The organism is Streptomyces sp. NPDC058701 (assembly GCF_042715295.1).
Taxonomy (GTDB): Bacteria; Actinomycetota; Actinomycetes; order Streptomycetales; family Streptomycetaceae; genus Streptomyces.
Map to the genome: position 1 here is coordinate 1 of NZ_JBHXSY010000061.1, position 21,707 is coordinate 21,707.

Below are 21,707 nucleotides of genomic sequence, written 5' to 3' on the forward strand. Positions count from 1 at the left end.
GTATAAGAGACAGGACTCGGGGCGACCGGCGGTTCGGGGGTGCGTCCCCCGGGTCCGACCGGGGAGGTCGGCCGGTCAGACCCGGCCGCTGACCGGACGGCGGCGGCGCATCACGTGGACGCCCGCGCCGAGGGCCGCGGCGCCGACGAGGCCCGCGCCGATGGCGGTCTCGGCGGCGGACGGGCCGAGGGATCCGCCGATGCCACCCTGGGAGGGCCGGCCTTGGAGGATGGTGAAGCGGTGCGTGGCCACGAGGCTGCTGTCGTTGCACTTGACCGACAGCGTGTGGTGGCCCGGGGAGGCGTGGTTGAAGATCCGGACGGTGGCGAAGCCGATCGAACCGGCGGACAGGTTGGCCGGCGGAAAGTTGCCGTGCGACGTGACGGTACCGCCGTGTCCGCAGCCCGACGCGCTCACCTGCATCGTGGATCCCTGGTGTACGGAGTACGGGTTCACCGAGATGTTGCTCGGGCCGCCACCCCCGCCCTGAGGGGGGTTCGCAGAGGCGAATGGGGCACTGAGGGCGACGACGGCACAGGCCGCCGCCGTCACGGTAAGAGCGCGGAAAGCACGCATGGTGGAACCTCCAGCGGGAAGCGCCCCGGAGCGTCGGCCCCGGATGATCGACGAGAACGCCTCCCACGACGAACCCTCGATCCGGCCCGCAAGCTCCGCATTTCCGCCTTTGGGCCGCCCGGTTGAGCGACACGCCGACGAGGAGGCCGCGGAACTGACGGATCCGCAGGTCACGACCTGTCAGGCATTTATGTGACGATTACCTGGATGGGCGCACCCCTTCCGGCCCCTTCGGAGCAGCACCACCCGTTCGCCCCTCCCCTCTCGCCGTCCCGCCGACGTCGCCTTAGCGTGCGTGAAGTAGGGCGTACTGGGGCGGGACACGCACGCGGGTCGGGACCCCCGCGTCGGGAAGGGAGAACGATGGGCGAGGACGAGACCGGGCAGTCACGCAAACGCTCACCGTGGGGCGCGCTCGCCCTGGTCATGCTCACCGGCCTCGCGATGGTGCGGAACGGTGTCAACACCGACGACGGGCCGCCCCAGCCCACCGCGGCCTCGGCCGTCGCGGTGACGGCCGACCAGCTGCCGGCGAACCCTCCGTCGCCGCCCGCGGACATGGAGGTGCTGGAGCACTCCTCGGTGCAGCGCATCCGGATCCCCACGATCAACGTGGACGCTCCGGTGATGACCGTCGGCCTGGACGCCGAGGGCTGGATCGACGCCCCGCCGCCGCAGGACCGCAATCTCGCGGGCTGGTACCTCAACGGCATCTCGCCCGGCCAGCGCGGTTCGTCGGTGATCGTGGGCCACGTGGACAACGCCCAGGGACCGGCCGTCTTCTACGGTCTGGGGTCGGTGAAGCCGGGCAACCAGATCGAGGTGGAGCGCTACGACGGGCGCACGGCGGTCTTCGAGGTCTACGGCGTGGAGGTGTTCTCCAAGGACTCCTTCCCCGGAGCCCGGGTGTACGGCGACACCGGGCACCCGGAGCTCCGGGTGATCACGTGCGGCGGCGGCTACTCGAAGGCGCGCGGCTACGAGGGCAACGTCGTCGTCTTCGCCCGCATGGTCGAGGCCCGCTGAGGCCGGAGCCCGGCGGGCGGTCGCGCCGGCACCCCCGCCCGGGCCCTGACCACGGGCCGGGCGGGGGCGCTCCGCCGCGGAGCCGTCCCCCTCAGCCCGGCTGAGCCGTCGGCAGCACGGGAAGCGTCATCCGGTAGCCCCGCGCGAGGAGTTGGGGCAGGTAGGAGCTGATGGCCCGCACGCTCTGGGAGCGGTCGCCGCCCGCGTCGTGGGAGAGGACGACCACGCCGGGTGCGGCGCCCTTGAGGATCCGCGAGACGATCGCGGTCGTGCCCGGCTCGGTCCAGTCCAGGCTGTCCACGGTCCAGGCCAGCGGCTCCATTCCCAGCTCGGCGCCGATCTCGAACGCGGCCCGGTTCCAGGCCCCGTACGGCGCCCGGAACCACACCGGCGCCTCGCCCACGGCCTGGCGCACCACGTCGCTGGTGCGGCCGATCTCGGAGACGAGGGCGGGCCGGCTCAGCTTGGGGATGAGCGGGTGGGTCCAGGTGTGGTTGCCGATGACGTGGCCCTCGGCGACCATCCTGCGCAGCAGGTCCCGATTCTCGTCCGCCATCTCCCCGCAGACGAAGAACACCGCGCGCACGCCGTACCGGGCGAGGACGTCGAGGATGCCCGGGGTGTAGCGGGGGTCGGGGCCGTCGTCGAAGGTGAGGACCATGGCGTCGGCGCCGGCCGTGCCCGGGTCGGTGGGGAGGGACTCGATGGGACGGGTCCGGACGGCCGGTTTCACGGCGGGCGGCCGGGCGGGCGCCTCGGCGGTCATGGGGCGCAGCCGGTACGCCTTCTCGGGCAGCCCCCGGGAGAGTGCGCCGGGGGCTCCGGCGGCGGGGTTCGGCCCCGGTCCGGCCGCGGGTCCGGACCCGGGGGCCGGCGTACCGGGCAGGCCCTCGCCGCCCGAGGTGACCAGTCCGGCGGCGGCAGCGACTCCGAGGAAGACGGCGGTACGCAGGAGCACGCGCCGCCCTACTGTCGGCTCGTCATTTTTCATTATTACTACGTATCAACGACGCGACCGCGGATGTCGAGGGGCACGGAGGCGACCCGTCGCCCTCACCCGCACGGAGCAGCCGCGGCCGCCGGGGTGCCGCTCCGGGGTGTCCGGGCTCCGGTCAGCCGCGCCGCACCAGCGGGAACGGGAGGGTCTCGCGGATCGTCAGCCCCGTGAGGAACATGACGAGGCGGTCCACGCCGATGCCGAGACCGCCCGTCGGCGGCATCGCGTACTCCAGGGCGTCGAGGAAGTCGTTGTCGAGTTCCATCGCCTCGGGGTCGCCGCCGGCCGCCAGCAGGGACTGGGCGGTGAGCCGGCGCCGCTGCTCCACCGGGTCGGTCAGCTCGGAGTAGGCGGTGCCCAGTTCGGTGCCGAACGCCACGAGGTCCCAGCGCTCGGCGAGCCGCGGGTCCTCGCGGTGCTGGCGGGTGAGCGGGGAGACGTCGGTGGGGAAGTCCTTGTAGAAGGTGGGCAGCTTGGTCCTCTCCTCCACCAGCCGCTCGTACATCTCCAGCACCACGTCGCCGCGGGTGTTCTCGGGGGTGTGCGGGACCGAGACCCGGTCGCAGAGCCGGCGCAGGACGTGTTCCTCGGTGTCGGCGTCGACCTCCTCGCCGAGGGCCTCGCTGATCGCCCCGTACATCGTCTTCACCGGCCAGGTGCCGGAGATGTCGTGCACGACGAGCCTGCCGTCCGGGCCCGCCTTGTGCGCGACGGGCGAGCCGAAGGCGGCGGTGGCCGCGCCCTGGATCAGCTCGCGGGTGAGGTCGAGCATGACGTCGTAGTCGGCGAAGGCCTGGTAGGCCTCCAGCATCGTGAACTCGGGGTTGTGCTTGTAGGAGACGCCCTCGTTGCGGAAGGTGCGGCCCATCTCGAAGACCTTCTCCATGCCGCCGACGCAGAGCCGCTTGAGGTACAGCTCGGGTGCGATGCGCAGGTACAGGTCGAGGTCGTAGGCGTTGATGTGGGTGCGGAAGGGGCGGGCGTTGGCGCCGCCGTGGATCTGCTGGAGCATCGGGGTCTCGACCTCCAGGTAGCCGCGCTCCAGCAGCCCCTGCCGCAGGGCCTGGACCGCGCTGGAGCGGGCCCGTACGACGTCGCGGGCCTCGGGGCTGGAGACGAGGTCGAGGTAGCGGCGCCGGACCCGGGCCTCGGGGTCGGCGAGGCCCTTGCGCTTGTCGGGCAGGGGGCGCAGGCACTTGCCGGTGAGCTGCCAGGAGCTGATCACGAGGGAGGGCTCGCCGCTCCTGCTGGCGCCGACCTCGCCGGTGGCGACCACGTGGTCGCCGAAGTCGACCCGGGAGGTGAAGGTGTCCAGCACCTCCCGGCCGGCCTCGTCGCGGGTGAGCATCAGCTGTACGTCCCCGGACCAGTCGCGCAGGACGGCGAAGACGACGCCGCCGAGGTCGCGTACGAGCATCACGCGTCCGGCGAGGGTGGCCTGTTCGCCGGTGCGGCTGCCGGGCGGGAGTCCGGGGTGGGCGGCCTTGAGCTCGGCGACCGTGTGGGTGCGTCCGCGGATGCCCACCGGATAGGGGTCGGTGCCCGCGGCCCGGATGCGGTCCAGCTTGTCGTGGCGGACGCGGACCTGCTCGGGGAGCCGCTCGGCCGGGGCGGCCGCGGCGTCCTCGCCCACGGCGTCCAGGTTCATCGAGGCGATGGACGGCAGGCCCTCGGTGCTGGCGGGGTTGGTGAGGCCCTTGGGGTGTCCGTTGCCCCACAGGGTGCGCAGGCTGGGTACGGAGACGAAGCCTTCGGCGATGCCGGAGGCGAGGCTGACCCGGGCGAGCGAGCCGGCGTCCTGGTAGCAGAGGAAGCGCGGGTACCACTCGGGTCCGTACTTGACGTTCGAGCGGTAGAGGGCCTCCAGCTGCCACCAGCGGGAGAAGAACAGGAGCAGCTTGCGCCACAGCTTGAGGACCGGGCCGGCGCCGATCCGGCCGCCCTCCTCGAAGGCCGAGCGGAAGACGGCGAAGTTCAGCGAGATCCGGCGCACGCCCAGGGCGGGGGCGGCAGCGCAGAGCTGGGCGACCATGAACTCCATGACCCCGTTGGGGGCGGCGCGGTCGCGGCGCATCAGGTCGAGGGAGATGCCGTCCTTCCCCCAGGGGACGAAGGACAGCAGGGCGATCAGCTCGCCCTGCGCGTCGAAGGCCTCGACGAGGAGGCAGTCGCCGTCGGCGGCGTCGCCGAGCCGGTCCAGGGCCATGGAGAAGCCGCGCTCGGTCTCGGTGTCGCGCCAGGTGTCGGCCCGGTCCACGATCATCTGCATCTCGTCCTCGGAGAGGGCGCGGTGGCGGCGGATGACGGTGGTGGCGCCGGTGCGCCGGACCCGGTTGACGGCCTGGCGGGTGACGCGCATGTCGCGGCCGTCGAGGTCGAAGCGGGCCACGTGCAGGATCGCCTCGTCGCCGAGCTGGAGGGCGCCGAGGCCGGAGCGGGCGTACGCGGTGGCCCCGTCCTCGGAGGCGCCCATGACGGCGGGCTGCCAGCCGTGGCGGCGGGCGACGTCCAGCCAGGCGTCGATGGCGGGGGTCCAGGCGGCGGGGTCGCCCACCGGGTCCCCGCTGGCGAGGCAGACGCCGGCCTCGACGCGGTAGGTGACGGCCGCCTTGCCGTTGGGGGCGAAGACGACGGCCTTGTCGCGCCGGGTGGCGAAGTAGCCCAGGGAGTCGGCCCGCCCGTACGCGCCGAGGAGGGCGCGGATGCGGGGCTCCTCGTCCCCGTGCAGGGCGGCGGTGAGGCGCTGGGAGCGGAAGAGGGTGGTGGCCGCGTTCAGCAGGGCGAGGGCGCCGAAGAGGCCGAGGAGGAAGTAGATCGGGCGGGGCGGGCGCCCGTCGAACTGGCGGGCGGAGAAGAGCCCGCCGAAGACCTGCTTGGCGGCCCAGTCCAGCCACTGGCCCTTGGGCAGGGTGCCGGGGAAGAGGGCGACGAGGCCCCAGCCGACGAGGACGGCGGCGAGCAGCCCGAGTCCGAGCACGATCATGGCCCGCCACAGGGCGCCGGGCCGGACGGCGGCGTAGAACTCCCGGCGCGCGGCGATCAGCAGCACCAGCCCCGCGACGGCGAGGGCCATGGACGGCACGCCGATCCCGTAGTCCCCGTCGGCCATGGCCACCACGTCGGCGAGGATCAGCAGGGCCAGATAGGTGACGACGATCCACCAGGCGGCCTTCTTGCGGGTGCCGAGGGCCGCGGCGAGGAGGAAGAGGAAGACGGCGTACGCGAGGTTCGCGCTGACCGGGACGACGATGAGGTCGAGGAACCGCACGACGTGCCGCAGCAGTCGTCGCAGCGTCGGGGAGAGCGCCAGCAGAGCGCACAGCAGGCCGAGCGTTCCGAAGAACGCCCCGAATCCGTCCGGCACCCGGTTCAGGAAGCGGTTCCGGGTCCCGCGCGTCTCCTCCACGGTGGCACTCATGGTTCGCACTGTAGGGAGGGCGGCGGCCGTCCGCGCGGCGAGCCCGATAGCCTCGGGGCGTGACGGAGCACGTGAACACGGGATTCGAACGCGGAACCGACGGGCCCAAGGTGATCCTGGCCGGGGTCGACGGATCGGAGTCCTCGCTGCGGGCCGCGGCGTACGCGGCCGGACTGGCCCGGCGGCAGAACGCCCTGCTGGCGCTGGTGTACGTCCAGCCGGTGATGCCGGCCGGCGCCTCGATGGGCGCACCGGTGGCGGGGACGACCGGGGAGATCGCGGAGGGGCTGGTGGCGGAGATCCGGGACGCGGCGGAGCGCGTCAAGGGCGTCTACGACGTGCGCTGGGAGTTCCACACCTTCCACGGGGACCCGTACGCGGGCCTGGTGGGCGCGGCGGAGGAGCTGACGGCGGACGCGGTGGTCGTCGGCGTCTCGGAGCAGGCGGGCCACCGCTTCGTGGGCTCGGTCGCGATCCGCCTGGTCCGGGCGGGCCGCTGGCCGGTGACGGTCGTCCCCTGAGGGGTGTCGCGGACCCCGCCCGGTGCGGGGGCCCGCGGTTCGCGCGGGCGGGCGGCTATCGGGGGGCGGGCGGCTATCGGCCCGCCTTCAGGCCGTCCTTGGCGGCGCCGCGGCTGAGGACGGCCTCGGTGATGGCGTCCCGGGCGCTCTCGTAGTCGCTCCGGCCGGGCTGCTCGGCCAGGCTCCGGGGGAGGTTGACGACCCTGCCCCCGGCCAGGTCCATCATCTGCGGCACGAACTCGGCCGTCGTGACCCGCCAGCGCTGACCGCTCGCGGCCGGCGGGGCGAAGGTGAAGCGGCCGATCGAGCCGTAGTTTCCGCGCAGGTCGCGGGCTCCGGAGTGGTTGAACATCTCGCCGGCGACCTGGTCGCCCATGCCGTAGACGATCCAGGTCCCGTTGACCTTCTCGTAGGGCTGCGGGACATGGGCGTGCGTGCCGAGGATCATGTCGATGTCCGGGCGGCCGCCGGTCCGCGAGGCCGTCAGGGCCTTTCCGAGCGAGAGCTGCTTCGCGTCCGGCTCGGTCTCCCACTCGGTACCCCAGTGCAGGCTGACCAGGACCACGTCCGCGCCCGCCCTCCGGGCGGCCCGCGCGTCGGTGACGATCTTGTCCTGCTCCATGAGGTTGACCGCCCAGGGCCGGCCCTCGGGCAGCGGGTAGCCGTTGGTGTCGTAGGTGTAGGCGAGGTGCGCGACCTTGGCGGAGCCCGCCTCGTAGAGGGTCGGCGTGGCCGCCTCGGCCGCCGTGCGAGCTGATCCGGCGTGCTTCAGGCCCACCTTGTCGAACCGGTCCAGGGTGCGGCGCAGCCCGTCGGCCCCGTCGTCCAGGGTGTGGTTGGACGCCGTGGAGCAGCCGTCGTACCCGGCGTCCTTGAGCGCGTCGGCGACCGCCGGAGGCGAGACGAAGGCCGGGTAGCCGCTGAACGGGCCCCCTTCCTCGCCGTAGATCGTCTCCATGTGGCACAGGGCCAGGTCGGCTGTCGACACCAGTGGCTTGACCTGGGAGAACATCGGCCTGAAGTCGTGGCCGTCGCCGTCCGCGTCGTTCGCGGCCTGCCGGATGACCGAGGTGTGCGGCAGCACGTCCCCGCTCGCGACGAGGGTGAAGCCCCTGGCGGAGGGCGCACCGGCGGCGCTGGAGTGCGTCGGGCCGGGGGAACCGCCGAGACGCGCGGGCGAGGGGTCCCCCGCGGCCGAGCAGCCGGCGGCGGCCGCCAGGAGGAGGGCCGACAGGAGGGCGACGGTGTGCCGGGTGCGCGTGGTCATCGGTCCCCGCTCTCATTAATACGACTATCCGATCACCTGCAATCCACAGAAAGAGACGACCCAAGTCAAGGAACGGATCCGTCCGCATGCCCGCACCCACTCCAATGGCGGCGGGGTCCACCCCGTCCGGGTGGCGTCCGGGTGCCGTTCGCCGCGCCGTTCGACCGTTCACCGCCCGGCACGGCCGCCCACCGGATCACCCGGGTGCTTGGGCGCACCGCCGGCACCGGACGGTTCCCGGCCCGCCCGGTGCAGGTCAGGGTGGACGCAACGGCTCTGCACACGTCCCCCGAGCACCCCGGAAGGAGCCCCTCGTGCCGCTCTCCCCCACCCTCCGGCGCACCCATCCCCACGACCTCGCCGAACTTCAGCGCGACCACGGGCGGGCCCTGTTCGGTTTCCTGCTCGGCCTCACCGCCGGGGACGCCCAGCGCGCCGAGGACCTCGTACAGGAGACGCTCGTACGGGTCTGGCAGCACCCGGAGGCGTTCGCGAGCGGGCACGAGTCGATGCGGCCCTGGCTGTTCACCGTGGCCAGGCGGCTCGCCATCGACGCCCGCCGGGCCCGCCTGTCACGGCCCCAGGAGGTGGACGCCGAAGACCTGGAGCAGGCCCCCGCCCCCGAGGACGCGGTGGCCGGGTCGGTCACGGCGATCGACGTGCGCCGCGCCGTGGGATCCCTCGGGCCGGAGCACCGCGCCGTGCTGATGCAGGTGTACTTCCGCGACCGCTCGGTGGCCGAGGCCGCCGCGGAGCTCGGCATCCCCGCCGGAACCGTCAAGTCCCGTACGCACTACGCCCTCCGGGCCCTCCGGAAGGACCTCCAGGGGTACGGATACGGCCTCGGCGCCTGACCCGGCGCACACGCCGCGCACCACGGCGACACGCGGCGACACACAGCGAAGGGACCGGAAACGCCCCGAAATCCGACCGGATCGGACATCAAACGCATCGAATTCGGCATCGGACCGTGCAAGTTGAGTAAACATGCCCCGCTCCGCGAGCCCCTCGGGGAAGGCTCGGGGCTGACGACGGGACGCTCGACGCGCGGGAGAGGTGGAACGGTGCAGCCCGAGGGTACGAACGGCACCAGTGACGGCGGGCTGGCGGTGCCCATGGCTTGGCTCTACGCCGAGTACATCGCGGATGAACTGCTGCGCACGGGGCGGCTGATCCCGGTCGGCACCCTGGAGTTCCGCGCCGGGCGCGACACACTCGCGCTGACGATCTACCTCTCGGACGCGGCCGGCGAGCTCTCCGGGATCCGCGTGGTCTCGCAGCTCGACGAGTGGATGTCGCTGACGGCGTACGGGCACCCCTGGCGCGACTGGGTCCACACCAGGTTCCTCACCCTGGGCGAGGAGGCCCGCGACCGCGGCCGCGGCGAGGACCCGGACCTGGAGCTGGCCCGGGCGGCCTGGCGCTGGCTGGACCGCACCGAGCTGTTCGCCACCAACCTCGATCCCGGCCGGCCCGAGCGGGGGGACGTCCCGCCGGAACTGGACGAGAACGCACGGATCTGGACCCCGGCCTGGCAACTGGGCCTCCCCTTGGGCCACCTGGCCATGCACCTGTTCTGAGGCCGGGCGGATCCGGGCGCACCTGCCACCGGTCCACTGACAGCAGGTGTCAGGGAAGCGGCCCTAGCCTCCGGGCCATGAACGCCATCGTCGAACTCCGGCAGTACACCCTCCACCCGGGCGCCCGGGACACCCTGGCCGACCTCTTCGAGCGGGAATTCGTCACCGGACAGGAGGCGGCCGGCATCACCGTGGGCGGCCGGTTCCGGGACCTGGACGACCCGGACCGCTTCGTCTGGCTCCGCAGCTTCCCGGACATGGCGCACCGGGCACGGGCGCTGCGCGCCTTCTACGACGGCCCCGTCTGGCGGGCCCATCGCGACGCGGCCAACGCGACGATGACCGACTCGGACGACGTGCTCCTGCTGCGCGGACCGGGCTTCGCCGCCCCGGACACCACCGGCCCCGTCACGGCGACCCTCTGCCACCCCCTGGACCCGGCCGGCTTCGCCGACCACGTCGAGCGGCACCTGCGTCCCGCGCTCGCCGCCGCCGGAACCCCCGCGGAGGCGGTGCACCGCACCGAGCACGCGGAGAACACCTTCCCCGCACTGCCGGTCCGGACCGGTGAGGACGTCCTGCTCTGGTTCACGACGGGGCGGGCACCGCGCCTGCCGGACCTCTTGCCCCACCTGAGGTCGGCTCCGCGGCACCTCCGCCTGCAGCCCGTCGGAGGGCGGCGGGACCGGGCGCCGCGCAGCATGCCTTAGGTTCGGCGGCGCGGGAGCGGGGCCTCCGCCGGGTCCGTCACCAGGCCGGTGAAGTCGGTCTCGTTCCGCTCGGCGCGGGTGACGTACCGGCGGGCGATCAGCCACATCGCCGGATACACCAGCAGGCCGAGCGACGCCCAGACCAGCGGTCCGGACACGGCGTGCGGCAGGAGGAACACCAGCGGAAGCGTCCCCACCAGCGCCGCCAGCGCGGCCAGCGCCCCCAGCCCGGCACGCAACTGGCTGCGCATGAGGGCCCGTACGTAGGTGGCGCCGAGGGTGGTCTGTTCGGAGATCTCGGAGCGGGCGGGGGTGTGCGCGGGTGCCCGGCGCCGGGTCCCCCTGGGCACGCCGGTGACGATCTCGCGCCGGGGCGGCGACTGCTGCTCCTCGGCCATGGGGGTGGAGTCTACGCAGCGCCCGGCTACTTGAGGAGTCGCGAGAGCCGCCGGTCGGCGAGGGGCTTCCCTCCGGTCTGGCAGGTGGGGCAGTACTGGAGGGAGGAGTCCGCGAAGGACACCGAGCGGACGGTGTCCCCGCACACCGGGCAGGGCTCCCCCTCCCGGCCGTGCACGCGCATCGCGCTCTTCTTCTCCGCCTTGAGGCTCCCGGCCGCCACCCCGTGCGCCCGTTCCACGGCCTCGCGCAGGGTCTCCTCGACGGCTTCGTGGAGCCGGCCGGCCTGCTCCGCGTCGAAGGAAGCGGCCAGCTTGAAGGGCGAGACCCGGGCCCGGTGCAGGATCTCGTCGCTGTAGGCGTTCCCGATGCCGGCGATGACGCTCTGGTCGCGCAGGACGCCCTTGATCTGACGCCGTTCCCCGGCGAGCAGCGCGGTGAAGGCCTCCCGGTCGAAGGACGCGTCGAGCGGGTCGGGGCCGAGCCGGGCGATGCCGGGCACGTCCCCGGGGTCGCGCACGACGTACACCGCGAGGCGCTTCTGGGTTCCGGCCTCGGTGAGGTCGAAGCCGCCACCGCCCTCCAGGACGACGCGCAGCGCGAGCGGCCCCTTGCCGGGGCGCGGCGGCTGCGCGGGCAGGGCGTCCTGCCAGCGCAGCCACCCGGCCCGGGCCAGATGCGTCACGAGGTACAGCTCGCCGATCCGCACCGCCAGGAACTTGCCGTACCGGGCGGTGGCGCCGGCCGTGCCTCCCTCCAGGAGGGTGAGCGGCGGGTCGTACGTCTTGAGCACGTTCACGGCCAGCGGGAGGACGCGCTCGACCACCCGCCCGGTGAGGTGCGCGTCGAGGAACTCCCGCAGGGCCTCGACCTCAGGCAGCTCAGGCATCCCCCCAGCCTGCCGCCGACCCGGGCTGAGCGCGAGCCGGACACCGGAGCCGGCGCCGGGGCGGTCGCGCGGACCGGTGAGCCGGCCGGGGGCCGCGACCGGCTTTCGCCGTGCGGAAACCCCGGCCGCGTCGTGCGCCGGGGGGCGGGCCGGAGTGCGGGACGGGGCGTCCGGCGGCAGACCGGGGAGCGGTGGGGCCGCTGACCGCCCGGTCAGGCGGGGGCGCCGCCGAAGCCGATCTCGTTGCCGTCGGGATCGTGGAACGTCGCCTTGCGGACGCCGTTGGCGTAGGTCTCGCGCCGGGCGGCTGTGAGGCCGCGCGCGGCGATTCCGGAGAGGCGGGCGTCGAAGTCCTCGATGAAGACGGTGTGCAGGGCGTGCCCGGCGTGCTCGGGCCGGACCTCGATGAACAGGTACCGGTGTGCGGCGAGCTCCCACACCGCCTCGACGTCGTTCGGCAGGAACGACGGGGGGCCGCCCAGGAGCCGTTCGTACCAGGCGACCGCCACGGCGTAGTCACCTACGGGGATGCCCGCGAACAGGTCTACGGTCATGCGGCCCATGCTGCCAGGCCCCCTCCTCCGCCGCCCGGCGGACCCGCACGCCGGACCCGCCCGGCGGGCGGCGGCCCGGCCGCCCGTCACGTCACGTCACGTCACATCACGAACTCGCACCACACGCATTTGCCGCTCCCCCTCGACTCCACGCCCCACACGTCCGCCAGCCGGTCCACCAGCATCAGTCCCCTCCCCGACACCCCCGCCTCCCCCGCCTCGCGCCGTCGCGGCAGCGCGCTGGAGCGGTCCTCCACCTCCACCCGCAGCCGTCGCTGCGGGCCGTGCAGCACGCGCAGGGTCACGATGGCCGGGCCGTCCGTGTGCATCAGGGCGTTCACGATCAGCTCGTCCGCGACGAGTTCGATCTCGTCGGCCCGTTCCCGCGCGCCCCACGCCCGCACGGCCGCTCCGATCATGTGCCGGGCGGCCACCAGGGCCTCCGGGTCGCCCGGGGCCACGTGCTGCTGGAGGCGGCCGCCGCCCTGCGGGGCGTCCGCGACGTCGCGGCGCAGCAGCAGGAGCGCCATGTCGTCGGCCCCGCCCCGCTCGTCGACGACCCCGCACAGCAGGTCCGCGAGGAGCCGCAGGTCGGCGGGGCCGCTGCGGACGAGCGAGGTGAGCAGCCGGATCCCGTCGTCGAGGTCCGCGCCGGGCTCCTCCACCAGGCCGTCCGTGCACAACAGGATCGTTTCTCCCGGTTCGAGTTCCACCGTGGTGACCGGGTACTCCAGCCGGCCGAACTCCGCCGACAGGCCGAGCGGCATCCCGCCGGCCACCCGGATCCGGCGGCAGTCCCCGTCCCGGGTGCGCAGCAGCGGATCGATGTGGCCGGCACGGACCGTCTGGAGGACCCCGGTGGAGAGGTCGGCCTCCACGTACGTGCAGGTGGCGAAGCGGTCGGTGTCGAGTTCGTGCAGGAAGACCGAGGCCCGGGCCATCACGGTGGCCGGTGCGTGCCCCTCGGCCGCGTAGGCCCGCAGGACGATGCGCAACTGTCCCATCACCGCCGCCGCGTGGGTGTCGTGGCCCTGGACGTCCCCGATGACCGCGCCGACCCGGCCGCCGGGCAGCGGGATGACGTCGTACCAGTCCCCGCCGATGTCCTGGCCCATCCGGGCGGAGCGGTAGCGGACCTCGATCTCGGCGCCGGGGACGGACGGGATGCGGCGGGGCAGCATGGCCTGCTGGAGGCCCTCCGCCAGGTCGTGTTCCTGCTCCAGCAGCATGGCCCGCTGGAGGCTCTGCGCGATGCTGCTGCCCAGTGCGACGAGCAGGTTCCGCTCGTCCTGGGTGAAGCCGTCCTTGTCCTGGTAGAGCAGGCCGATGGCGCCGATCGGGCGGGCCTGGGCGATCAGCGGCAGGTAGGCGGCCGCCGAGATCCGCATGGGCGAGATCTTCGCCCAGAGGTCGGGGTAGTCCTCGGCGAACTCCTGCGCGGAGTCCAGGAAGCGCGGTTGCAGGTTGCGGACGACCTCGCTCATCGGGTACTGCTCGTCGATGCGGGTGTAGCGGGTGCCGGGGACGAAGCTGCCCTCCGGTCCCTCGGCCACGAGGTGGATGCGGCCGGCCTCGACGAGGCCCATGACCATGCCCATCGAGCCGAGCCGCTCCAGACCGTGGGCGTCCCCGAGCGCGTCGATGACGTCCTTCACCGTCCGGGCGTGGGCGAGCGCGGCGGTGGTGCTCTCCACCACCGAGGTCTGCCGGCGGCGCTCCTCGTCGAGTCCGAGGCGCTCCGCGGAGTGGCTGAGCTCCTCGGTGGCGTCGCGCACGATGCCGATGATCCGGAACGGGCGCCCGTCCGGGCCGCGCATGACGCGGCCCTGGGTGTGGGTCCAGCGCAGGGTTCCGTCTCGGCACCGGATGCGGAAATAGGCGCCGTAGTTGTCGGCCCCGCTCTTCAGGGCCCTGGAGACGAGGGCGTCGAGCCGGGTCGCCTCGGCGGGCGGGACCCGCGCGGCGAGGGACGCGGGCCGGCCGTCGTACGCGCCCGCGGCCGTGTCGAACACGTCCAGGGCGGCTTCGTCGAGGTGCATGAGACCTGCGACCAGGTCCCAGTCGAAGCTGCCCATGCGGTTCAGCTGGAGCGACCGGTCCGGGTGTGCGGGCCAGTCGTCCGGCAGCGATACGGTGGTCGGCACCGATCCACCATGACACACGGGCCCGTCAGGCGCTCTCCAGCGAGAAGTCCGGCTCCGGGGGCGACTGCTGCTCGTCCGGGACGGCGTACGGGTCGGGGTTCGGGTACGGATCGGCCGGACCCGACGGGTCCGCGTACGGGTCGGACGGGTCGGCGTACGGGTCGGACGGGGTCGCGTACGGGTCGGACGGGTCCGCGTACGGGTCGCTCGGCGCCGGCGCCGAGCCGTCGGGCTCCAGCGGCGGGGTCGCCGGGCTGTCCGACGGCGGCCGCTGCGGCGGGGCGACCGGGTTCGACGGCAGCTTCGGGTCGGGGTTCGGCTTCGCGTTCGGGTCCGTGTCCGGGTGCGGGCTCGCCTGCTCCCCCGGCGGGCAGTCGGTCGGCCCGGGCGTCGGTTCCCCGGGCGCGGCGGGGCCCTCGGGCGCGGCGGGCGGCGGCGCGGCGGCGTCGGGCGGAGTGGGGGGCGCGGTGCGGGCCAGGCTGTTGGCGACGGGGCTCGGGCAGGGGTCGCCCGGCCCGGTCGGGGTGGCGGGCCCGTCGGGGATGCCGTCGGACGGGTCGTAGGGGGGCGGCGTCCGGGGTGTCCGGTCCTGGGCGCCGTCGTCGCCGGACTTGCGCTCGATCCAGGTGTTGTCCGCGACGTTGACGATCACCAGGTTGTTGATCACCTGGATGGTGGGTTCGATGACGACGACCTGGTTGGGCTGGTAGCCGTCCCACCGGTCGCCCTTGTGCACGGGAGAGCCCTTGGCGGCCCGCGGGGCGAGCAGGGGGTTCCCGCAGGCGCAGCGGACACGGGGCATGCCGTGGTCGTCGACGAGCACGGCGGAACCGGCCTGGAGGACGGACTGGAAGCTGTCGGCGCGGCCCGCGCGGAAGCCGTGGCTGGTGACCCGGGTGTCGGCGCGGAGCACGACCGGGGTGAGGCCCCGCAGGAAGTCGGGGATCTTGGCCTGTTCGACGCCGGAGGCCTCGGCGAAGGCACGGGCCTTGGCGTGGTCGGCGGTGAGGAAGGTGACCTGCTGTTCGACGTCGCAGCTGCCGAGGCGTTGGGTTCCGCCGTACAGACCGGGGGTGGCGGCGTTGACGGTGCGGATGCCCCGTCCGGTCGGGTTGGGCACCGGGGCCTGGACGGGTGCGGACTCGCGGGTGGCGGAGGAGGCGGTGAAGGGGTCGGCGCCCGCCGCGCCGACGGGCTGGAGGTAGAGGTCCTGGCTCTCCGCGCCCGCCCGCCCCACGGGCTCCTCGGCACCGCCGCAGGCGGCGGCGAACAGTCCGAGGACCGCGAAGAGGGCGGTGCCCGCGGGCGCGTGACGGCGCGGCGCCTGACGAGGTGTCGGAGGTTTCGGTGCGTGCACGTGCGTCTCCCTTTTCGCCCCGGTTGCTGCCTCTTGTCTGACGCATCCGGGGAAGCCCCGCAACCGGAGCGGCGCGGTCGGCGTCCGGCCGGAGTACGCCGGGTGCACGGAAGGACGACCGGGGGCCGCCCGGGGCGGGGCGGGGGCGGCGTCGCCGGACCGCCCGCCTCTATTGAACAGGTTCAAGAAACCTCGTAGGCTCACCCTTGCGAGTTGAACGCGTTCAGAGGATGTGGCCCCGCGGCCGGGACCGCCCGCGTCGCCGGGCCCTGCCGCACACCGCCCCGCCACGGGACTCGGCGCCGCTGTGGCGACGACCGACCGCAGAACGACAGGAGATGGCCCCATGACCCGCCTCATCGGCGCCGGCCGCGCCACCCTCACCTACCCCGACCGGGGCGCCACCGCCCGGCAGCCCCTGCCCGCCGGATACCACCACCTGCGTCACCGCACCCGGGTCGGCCACGGCCAGGCCGCCTTCGAGGCCGCCGGGACCGCGGTCACCACGTTCCTCGCGCACCGGGCCTCGGGCATGTCGGTACGGTCCGAGGCGGCCGCCGCCCGCCCCGGAGCCCGCGTCGACGTCGGGATCGGGCTGGGACCGCTGCGGATCACCGCTCCGTGCCGCGTGATCTGGACGGCGTACGAGCCCACCCGGGTCGGGTTCGCCTACGGCACCCTGGACGGCCACCCCGAGTGCGGCGAGGAGTCCTTCCTGGTGGAGCGGGACCCCGGGGGCGGGGTCTGGTTCACGGTGACCGCCTTCAGCAGGCCGGCGCGCTGGTACACGCGCCTCGCCGGACCGGCGATCCCCTTCCTCCAGCGGTGCTGCGCCCGACGGCTCGGCCGCCGCGTCCGCGAACTGGCCGTCCCGGCCTGAGCGGGCCGATACTGGAGGCGATGGACTGGTTCACCGCGCCCGGGTACTGGCCGGCCCGGCTGGTCTTCCAGCGGGCCCTCGCCGGCGTCTACCTCTTCGCCTTCGTCGGGGCCGCCCTCCAGTTCCGGGCCCTGATCGGGGCCCGGGGCATGCTGCCCGTGCCTCGCCACGTGCGGCGCGTGCCCTTCCGGCACGCGCCGAGCCTGTTCCAACTCCACTACTCCGACCGGCTCTTCGCATGCTGCGCCTGGACCGGTGCGGCGCTCGCGGCCGCGTTGGCCGCGGGCGCCGGCGACCGGATTCCGCTGGGGGCGGCGATGGCGATGTGGGCCGCGCTGTGGGCGCTCTACCTGTCGATCGTGAACGTGGGGCAGACCTGGTACGCGTTCGGCTGGGAGTCGCTGCTGCTGGAGACGGGCTTCCTCGCCGTCTTCCTCGGCAACGCGCGGACCGGGCCGCCGGTGCTGGTCCTGTGGCTGCTGTGGTGGGTGCTGTTCCGCGTGGAGTTCGGAGCCGGCCTGATCAAGATGCGCGGGGACCCCTGCTGGCGCCGGCTGACCTGCCTGTACTTCCACCACGAGACGCAGCCGATGCCGGGACCGCTCAGCTGGTTCTTCCACCACCTGCCGAAACCGGTGCACCGGGTGGAGTGCGCGGCCAACCACGTGACCCAACTGGTCCTGCCGGTCCTGCTGTTCGCTCCCCAGCCGGTGGCCTCGTATACCGCCGTGGCGATGGTCGCCACGCAGCTCTGGCTGGTCCTGTCGGGGAACTTCGCCTGGCTGAACTGGCTGACGATCACGCTGGCCCTGTCGGCCGTCGACTTCACCGTCCTCGCGGGCGCCCCGCCGGCCGCCGCCTCGCGCCCGCCGCCGGTGTGGTTCGCGGTCCCGGTCTGTGCGGTGACCGTGCTCGTGCTGGTGCTCAGCCGGCGTCCGGTGCTCAACATGGTCTCGCGCCGCCAGGTGATGAACCGCTCCTTCGACCCGCTGCACCTGGTGAACTCCTACGGGGCCTTCGGCTCGGTGGGCCGGGTCCGGGAGGAGGTCGTCGTGGAGGGCACCGCGGACCGGGTGCCGCGCCCCGACGGGGTCTGGCTGGAGTACGGATTCAAGGGCAAGCCGGGGCGGCCGCGGAGGCTGCCGCGGCAGTTCGCCCCGTACCACCTGCGCCTGGACTGGCTGATGTGGTTCGCCGCGCTCTCCCCCGGCTACGCGCGGGACTGGTTCGGTCCCTTCACCGAGCGGCTGCTGGCGGGCGACCGGGACACGTTGCGGCTGCTCGGCCACAACCCGTTCCCGGAAGCCCCGCCCGTCTACGTGCGCGCCTCGGTGTACCGCTACCGGTTCACGACCTGGCGGGAGCTCCGCGAGACGGGGGCCTGGTGGCACCGGACGCGGGTGCGCGAGTACCTGCCGCCGACCCGCCTGGCGGACGCCGCCGCGTCAGAGCCCGAGTAGCGCGGCCTCCCGGTCGGCGTCGATGCCCGGGGCCGGCCGGTCGGGGCGCTGCGGGGGCGTCCCGCCGATCTCCTGGAGCCAGGCCCAGGTGTCGGCCACGGTCTCCTCGACCGGGCGGCACACGAGCCCAGCCGCGAGGGCCTTCGCCACACTGCCGCCGTGCATGAAGTCGTGCCCCTCGCCCGCGGGCGCCCAGACGGGAAGGTCGGTCCAGGGCTGCACCCCGGCCTCCTGGATGCGGTCCGGGTCGGTCCAGCGCAGGTCGCAGCGGCCGCCGGTGGCGGCCGCGCACGCGTCGAGGAGGCTGCCCATCGTGGCGTGCCCGACCGGGGAGGCCAGGTTGTACGCCCCGGACCGGCCGGCCACCGAGGCGTCCAGGGTCCAGCGCGCCAGGTCGCGCACGTCGATGTACTGGATCGGGAGCTCGCGCGGACCGGGGGCGAGCACGGGCCCGCCGCGCGCGGTGCGGTTCAGCCACCAGGGCAGCCGGCCGACGTTCTCGTACGGGCCGAGGATCAGCCCGACGCGCACCAGGAGGGCACGGTCGCCGAAGGCGTCGACGGCGGCGAGCTCCGCGCCCCGCTTGTCCTCGGCGTAGGCGGTGGCAGGGGCATCGGGCGAGCCCCCGACCAGCGGACCGGTCTCGTCGAGCCCGGCCGGGGCCGGGTAGGCGTACACGGAGCGGCTGGAGACGTAGGAGTACCGTCCGACCCGCCCGCGCAGCAGGGCGGCGCTGTCGCGGACCGCGGTGGGGGCGCCGCCCCAGGTGTCGACGACGAGGTCCCACTCCCCCGCGGCGAGCGCGTCCAGGCCGCCGGGGGCGGTGCGGTCGCCGTGCACCGCGGTGGTGCCGTACGGGGGCGCGTGGCGGCCGCGGTGGAAGACGGTCACCTCCCAGCCCCGCTCCAGGGCGTCCTCGGTGATCGCGCGTCCGACGAATTCGGTACCACCCAGCATCAGCAGTTTCATGGGGCCCAGCGTGCCCGGGCCGCACCGAACGGCGGAAGCCTTGATCGCTGAGAGCGATGACGCTCCCGGCGTACGCGGAACGGGAACTCCCGGGCGCCACCGGTCGGTCGGCGGCGGTCCGCGCGGATCCGGACAGGGCGGCGCCCCCGGCGCGGGTTCGCGCGGGGGGCGCTCGCTGCGGCTTCGCTCCGGACTAGTCGATGCCGCGCAGGATGTGCGACTCCGCCGGGTCGTCCTCGTAGCCGGCCAGTCCGATCGGGGCCGACAGGGCCCAGACTTCGAGGCTGCCGAGCTCGTCGGTGCGGGTGCGGGCCCGCCATCCCGTTCGCTCCAGGACCATCGGTTCGGGTTGCGTCGTCTCTGTCACCGCGCACTCCTTGTGTCGCGTAACCCGGCATGCGGACCGCGCCGGGCAAGGGATAAAGGGTTTCCGGACGCGGTGGCGCCTTGGTGGAGCGCGGCCCGGGTGGGGGCCGACTTGGTGCCCCTCAGAGTACACATATGAGCGGACCTCCGCTCGATGGAAAGGCAAAATCCGCTCCTTCCTCTGTTTTTCGCCCCGCGTTCGTGAAGTCGTGGGCCGATCGGCCCATGGCGGGTGGTGTGCTCGACGCCGGATTCCCGCGGAGCGACGGAGGGAGTGGCGGTGGCCAGGTCCGGGGTGCCGGAGTCCCAACTGCCGTACGTCACCACCGTGCAGGAGCTGATGGATCTCCTCCACGCCTGCCGCGGCGGGGACCCGGCTCGTCTGCTCGAGCATGCGCTCCGCACGGCGGCGCTGCTGCGCAGATCGCGCCCTTTCGACAAAGAACTCCAGATCGCAGGCCTTGTTCATGGTCTGTACCTCTTGCTCCGTCCGGGTGAGGACGGACGTCCCGGGGCGCTCGCGGCGGAAGCCGTACGGCCGTTGCTGGGCGAGCGGGTGGCCCGGCTGGTGCTGCTGCACGCGCACCCCGGGAGCGCGGCCGGGACCGCCGGGACCGTGGACGCCGATGCGGCGGCGGCCCTGGGCCAGGCCTGCGACGCGGCCGCGGCGGCCTTCCTGGACGCGGGCGTGCCGGAGGACTGGCGGCCGGTGCTGGAGCTGGTCGCGGCCGGCGCCTACCGCCAGGACCACGCGGACCCCGCGGACCCCGCGGACCACCGGATCGCCGGGCGCCGCGCGCACGGGTGAGCGGGCACGCGATCGCCCCCCTCGGCGAGCCGAGGGGGGCGATCGGGAACGCGCGGGGCGGAGCCGGGGCCTACCAGTTCGCGGGGGCGTAGTCCTTCAGGAAGACGCCGAACAGGTCCTCGCCGAGTTCGCCGCGGACGATCGGGTCGTAGACCCGGGCGGCGCCGTCGACGAGGTCGAGCGGGGCGTGGAAGCCCTCCTCGGCCAGGCGGATCTTGTCCGGGTGCGGGCGCTCGTCCGTGATCCAGCCGGTGTCGACGGCGGTCATGAGGATCTGGTCCTTCTGGAACATCTCCTGGGCGCTGGTGCGCGTCAGCATGTTCAGCGCGGCCTTGGCCATGTTGGTGTGCGGGTGGCCGGCGCCCTTGTAGCCGCGGCTGAAGACGCCCTCCATCGCGGAGACGTTGACCACGTAGCGGCGTCCGGCCTCGGCCGCGGCCATGGACGGGCGCAGCTTGCTGATCAGGATGAACGGCGCGGTGGAGTTGCACAGCTGTACTTCGAGGAGCTCGATCGGGTCCACCTCGGACACGGTCTGGATCCAGCTGTTGGTGTCGTGCAGGTCCGGGACCAGCCCGCCCGCGTCGATGGCGGTGCCGGCCGCGATCCGCGCCGGCGATGCGGAGCCGGAGACCAGAGCCAGCTCGGTGATGTCCTGGGCACTGAGCTTCTCGCCCTTGCCGGTGGGAAGGGCCGCGACCCGGTCGACCGTGCCGCTGCCGAAGGTGCCGATGACCTCGGAGGCGGGCAGCTCACCGGCCGGGAGCGGGGCGTTCTCGGCGGCGACGAGCTCGCTGTAGGCGCCCGGGGAGCGGCGTACGGTCTGCGCGGCGTTGTTGATCAGGATGTCGAGCGGGCCCTCGGCGGCGACGGAGTCGGCGAGCGCGACGACCTGGGCCGGGTCGCGCAGGTCGATGCCGACGATCTTCAGGCGGTGCAGCCACTCGGAACTGTCGGGCATGGCCTTGAAGCGGCGGACCGCGTCGCCGGGGAAGCGCGTGGTGATGGTGGTGTGCGCGCCGTCGCGCAGCAGCCGCAGCGCGATGTACATGCCGATCTTGGCGCGGCCGCCGGTGAGCAGGGCGCGGCGGCCGGTCAGGTCGGTGCGGGCGTCGCGGCGGGCGTGGTTGAAGGCGGCGCAGTCCTGGCAGAGCTGGTGGTAGAACGCGTCGACCTCGACGTAGCGGGTCTTGCAGACGTAGCAGGAGCGCGGGCGCTGGAGTATCCCGGCGATCGGGCCCTTGGCGGCGGCGGTCAGGGCGTTGCCCTGGGTCTCGTCGTCGATGCGCTCGGCGGAGCCGGTCGCGGTCGCCTCGGTGACGGCCTTGTCGTTGGCGGTCTTGGCCGCGCGGCGGTCCTGGCGGCGGCGCTGCTTGACCGTCCGGTAGAGGCCGGCGGTCGCACGGCGTACGGTGATCGCGTCGGGGTGGTCGACGTCGAGCTCGTCCAGCTCGCCGAGCACGCTGAGGCAGAGGGCCAGGCGCTCGGGGTCGATGCCCGGTCCGTGGGCGTGCCCGTGGTCCTGACTGTCTTCGGTCACCGTCATGGCCGCTGTCGTTCCTTGCTCACTCGTCCGCATCCGCGCGCTGCGGAAGTCCCCAAAGCGGAAACTGTACGGACGCCACGCGCCCGGAGACAAACCCGGTCCCGCACGCCTCACGCACCGCGAGCGGACGGTCACCACGCGGAGGGTTTCGTGACGTTCCGTGCCCGCGCGCGCGGACACCCGTTCACCTGCGGCTGCGGCGGTCGCCGGTCCGGCGCGGGGCTCGTCCTACTCCGGTACTAC

Annotated in this window: 21 protein-coding genes; 9 read left to right on the top strand and 12 right to left on the bottom strand. The window is 73.7% G+C overall.

Going from position 1 to position 21,707, the window contains the following annotated elements; genetic code table 11:
- Positions 1–75: 75 nt before the first annotated feature.
- Positions 76–576 carry a hypothetical protein gene (locus ACFWW8_RS34880; RefSeq protein ID WP_386535906.1) on the bottom strand — a complete coding sequence of 167 codons (501 nt, stop codon included), beginning with the start codon at positions 574–576 and terminating at the stop codon, positions 76–78.
- Between the two features lie 43 nt (positions 577–619).
- Between ACFWW8_RS34880 and ACFWW8_RS34885 the strand changes: the two genes are divergently transcribed.
- Together ACFWW8_RS34885 and ACFWW8_RS34890 are read left to right on the top strand one after the other, a co-directional pair.
- The gene (locus ACFWW8_RS34885; protein ID WP_386535909.1) at positions 620–772 is read left to right on the top strand and encodes a hypothetical protein; all 153 of its coding nucleotides are present in this window, start codon (positions 620–622) and stop codon (positions 770–772) included.
- Between the two features lie 167 nt (positions 773–939).
- Complete coding sequence (locus ACFWW8_RS34890) at positions 940–1,602, top strand: class F sortase (RefSeq protein WP_386535912.1); 663 nt, start codon at positions 940–942, stop codon at positions 1,600–1,602.
- Between the two features lie 91 nt (positions 1,603–1,693).
- On the opposite strand, the gene ACFWW8_RS34895 is transcribed toward ACFWW8_RS34890, so the two are convergent.
- Entirely contained in the window at positions 1,694–2,593 is a 900-nt protein-coding gene (locus ACFWW8_RS34895) for a polysaccharide deacetylase family protein (RefSeq protein ID WP_386535915.1), read from the bottom strand.
- Positions 2,594–2,714: 121 nt separating this feature from the next.
- Positions 2,715–6,017 carry a bifunctional lysylphosphatidylglycerol synthetase/lysine--tRNA ligase LysX gene (gene lysX / locus ACFWW8_RS34900; protein ID WP_386535917.1) on the bottom strand — a complete coding sequence of 1,101 codons (3,303 nt, stop codon included), beginning with the start codon at positions 6,015–6,017 and terminating at the stop codon, positions 2,715–2,717.
- Between the two features lie 59 nt (positions 6,018–6,076).
- Between lysX and ACFWW8_RS34905 the strand changes: the two genes are divergently transcribed.
- Positions 6,077–6,538, top strand: coding sequence for a universal stress protein (locus tag ACFWW8_RS34905; protein WP_386535920.1), 462 nt, complete (start codon positions 6,077–6,079; stop codon positions 6,536–6,538).
- 73 nt (positions 6,539–6,611) lie between these two features.
- Here the strand turns inward: ACFWW8_RS34905 and ACFWW8_RS34910 are convergent, their stop codons facing one another.
- Entirely contained in the window at positions 6,612–7,805 is a 1,194-nt protein-coding gene (locus ACFWW8_RS34910) for a CapA family protein (RefSeq protein ID WP_386535923.1), read from the bottom strand.
- A 314-nt stretch (positions 7,806–8,119) separates the two neighbouring features.
- Here ACFWW8_RS34910 and ACFWW8_RS34915 point away from each other — a divergent pair, with 314 nt between their 5' ends.
- From ACFWW8_RS34915 to ACFWW8_RS34925, 3 genes are all read left to right on the top strand, one after another.
- The gene (locus tag ACFWW8_RS34915) at positions 8,120–8,659 is read left to right on the top strand and encodes a sigma-70 family RNA polymerase sigma factor (protein ID WP_386535926.1); all 540 of its coding nucleotides are present in this window, start codon (positions 8,120–8,122) and stop codon (positions 8,657–8,659) included.
- A 261-nt stretch (positions 8,660–8,920) separates the two neighbouring features.
- On the top strand, positions 8,921–9,385 hold the full coding sequence (locus ACFWW8_RS34920) for a hypothetical protein (protein WP_386535968.1): 465 nt from the start codon (positions 8,921–8,923) through the stop codon (positions 9,383–9,385).
- A gap of 77 nt (positions 9,386–9,462) precedes the next feature.
- Positions 9,463–10,095, top strand: a complete 633-nt coding sequence (locus ACFWW8_RS34925) for an NIPSNAP family protein (protein WP_386535929.1) — start codon at positions 9,463–9,465, stop codon at positions 10,093–10,095.
- Here the strand turns inward: ACFWW8_RS34925 and ACFWW8_RS34930 are convergent.
- The 5 genes from ACFWW8_RS34930 to ACFWW8_RS34950 form a co-directional block, all read right to left on the bottom strand.
- On the bottom strand, positions 10,092–10,493 hold the full coding sequence (locus ACFWW8_RS34930) for a hypothetical protein (RefSeq protein ID WP_386535932.1): 402 nt from the start codon (positions 10,491–10,493) through the stop codon (positions 10,092–10,094). The two genes, ACFWW8_RS34925 and ACFWW8_RS34930, sit on opposite strands and share 4 nt — an antisense overlap.
- A 26-nt stretch (positions 10,494–10,519) precedes the next feature.
- The gene (locus ACFWW8_RS34935) at positions 10,520–11,380 is read right to left on the bottom strand and encodes an Fpg/Nei family DNA glycosylase (RefSeq protein WP_386535935.1); all 861 of its coding nucleotides are present in this window, start codon (positions 11,378–11,380) and stop codon (positions 10,520–10,522) included.
- Positions 11,381–11,592: 212 nt separating this feature from the next.
- The gene (locus ACFWW8_RS34940) at positions 11,593–11,934 is read right to left on the bottom strand and encodes a VOC family protein (RefSeq protein WP_386535937.1); all 342 of its coding nucleotides are present in this window, start codon (positions 11,932–11,934) and stop codon (positions 11,593–11,595) included.
- A 101-nt stretch (positions 11,935–12,035) separates the two neighbouring features.
- Entirely contained in the window at positions 12,036–14,096 is a 2,061-nt protein-coding gene (locus tag ACFWW8_RS34945) for a SpoIIE family protein phosphatase (protein WP_386535940.1), read from the bottom strand.
- A gap of 7 nt (positions 14,097–14,103) precedes the next feature.
- On the bottom strand, positions 14,104–15,435 hold the full coding sequence (locus ACFWW8_RS34950; protein ID WP_386535942.1) for a DUF6777 domain-containing protein: 1,332 nt from the start codon (positions 15,433–15,435) through the stop codon (positions 14,104–14,106).
- A gap of 346 nt (positions 15,436–15,781) precedes the next feature.
- Between ACFWW8_RS34950 and ACFWW8_RS34955 the strand changes: the two genes are divergently transcribed.
- On the top strand, positions 15,782–16,315 hold the full coding sequence (locus ACFWW8_RS34955) for a DUF1990 family protein (protein WP_386535945.1): 534 nt from the start codon (positions 15,782–15,784) through the stop codon (positions 16,313–16,315).
- Between the two features lie 20 nt (positions 16,316–16,335).
- On the top strand, positions 16,336–17,775 hold the full coding sequence (locus tag ACFWW8_RS34960; RefSeq protein WP_386535948.1) for a lipase maturation factor family protein: 1,440 nt from the start codon (positions 16,336–16,338) through the stop codon (positions 17,773–17,775).
- Here ACFWW8_RS34960 and ACFWW8_RS34965 read toward each other — a convergent pair.
- Both ACFWW8_RS34965 and ACFWW8_RS34970 read right to left on the bottom strand, forming a co-directional pair.
- Positions 17,761–18,744, bottom strand: a complete 984-nt coding sequence (locus ACFWW8_RS34965) for an NAD-dependent epimerase/dehydratase family protein (RefSeq protein ID WP_386535951.1) — start codon at positions 18,742–18,744, stop codon at positions 17,761–17,763. The genes ACFWW8_RS34960 and ACFWW8_RS34965 overlap by 15 nt on opposite strands.
- A 193-nt stretch (positions 18,745–18,937) precedes the next feature.
- Positions 18,938–19,111, bottom strand: a complete 174-nt coding sequence (locus ACFWW8_RS34970) for a hypothetical protein (RefSeq protein WP_386535977.1) — start codon at positions 19,109–19,111, stop codon at positions 18,938–18,940.
- 339 nt (positions 19,112–19,450) lie between these two features.
- Between ACFWW8_RS34970 and ACFWW8_RS34975 the strand changes: the two genes are divergently transcribed.
- On the top strand, positions 19,451–19,918 hold the full coding sequence (locus ACFWW8_RS34975; RefSeq protein ID WP_386535971.1) for a hypothetical protein: 468 nt from the start codon (positions 19,451–19,453) through the stop codon (positions 19,916–19,918).
- 70 nt (positions 19,919–19,988) lie between these two features.
- Here ACFWW8_RS34975 and ACFWW8_RS34980 read toward each other — a convergent pair whose 3' ends face one another.
- Positions 19,989–21,464 (bottom strand): SDR family NAD(P)-dependent oxidoreductase, encoded by a 1,476-nt coding sequence (locus ACFWW8_RS34980; protein ID WP_386535954.1) that lies wholly within the window; start codon positions 21,462–21,464, stop codon positions 19,989–19,991.
- Between the last annotated feature and the right edge of the window lie 243 nt (positions 21,465–21,707).

Bases quoted from the DNA above. Each gene is read 5' to 3' on its own strand.
- ACFWW8_RS34925 (WP_386535929.1), top strand. From the start codon at position 9,463: ATGAACGCCATCGTCGAACTCCGGCAGTACACCCTCCACCCGGGCGCC.
- ACFWW8_RS34955 (WP_386535945.1), top strand. From the start codon at position 15,782: ATGACCCGCCTCATCGGCGCCGGCCGCGCCACCCTCACCTACCCCGAC.
- ACFWW8_RS34895 (WP_386535915.1), bottom strand. From the start codon at position 2,593: ATGAAAAATGACGAGCCGACAGTAGGGCGGCGCGTGCTCCTGCGTACC.
- ACFWW8_RS34980 (WP_386535954.1), bottom strand. From the start codon at position 21,464: ATGACGGTGACCGAAGACAGTCAGGACCACGGGCACGCCCACGGACCG.
- ACFWW8_RS34965 (WP_386535951.1), bottom strand. From the start codon at position 18,744: ATGAAACTGCTGATGCTGGGTGGTACCGAATTCGTCGGACGCGCGATC.
- ACFWW8_RS34890 (WP_386535912.1), top strand. From the start codon at position 940: ATGGGCGAGGACGAGACCGGGCAGTCACGCAAACGCTCACCGTGGGGC.
- ACFWW8_RS34910 (WP_386535923.1), bottom strand. From the start codon at position 7,805: ATGACCACGCGCACCCGGCACACCGTCGCCCTCCTGTCGGCCCTCCTC.
- ACFWW8_RS34975 (WP_386535971.1), top strand. From the start codon at position 19,451: ATGGATCTCCTCCACGCCTGCCGCGGCGGGGACCCGGCTCGTCTGCTC.
- ACFWW8_RS34930 (WP_386535932.1), bottom strand. From the start codon at position 10,493: ATGGCCGAGGAGCAGCAGTCGCCGCCCCGGCGCGAGATCGTCACCGGC.
- ACFWW8_RS34880 (WP_386535906.1), bottom strand. From the start codon at position 576: ATGCGTGCTTTCCGCGCTCTTACCGTGACGGCGGCGGCCTGTGCCGTC.
- ACFWW8_RS34940 (WP_386535937.1), bottom strand. From the start codon at position 11,934: ATGACCGTAGACCTGTTCGCGGGCATCCCCGTAGGTGACTACGCCGTG.
- ACFWW8_RS34885 (WP_386535909.1), top strand. From the start codon at position 620: ATGATCGACGAGAACGCCTCCCACGACGAACCCTCGATCCGGCCCGCA.
- ACFWW8_RS34920 (WP_386535968.1), top strand. From the start codon at position 8,921: ATGGCTTGGCTCTACGCCGAGTACATCGCGGATGAACTGCTGCGCACG.
- lysX (WP_386535917.1), bottom strand. From the start codon at position 6,017: ATGAGTGCCACCGTGGAGGAGACGCGCGGGACCCGGAACCGCTTCCTG.
- ACFWW8_RS34960 (WP_386535948.1), top strand. From the start codon at position 16,336: ATGGACTGGTTCACCGCGCCCGGGTACTGGCCGGCCCGGCTGGTCTTC.
- ACFWW8_RS34935 (WP_386535935.1), bottom strand. From the start codon at position 11,380: ATGCCTGAGCTGCCTGAGGTCGAGGCCCTGCGGGAGTTCCTCGACGCG.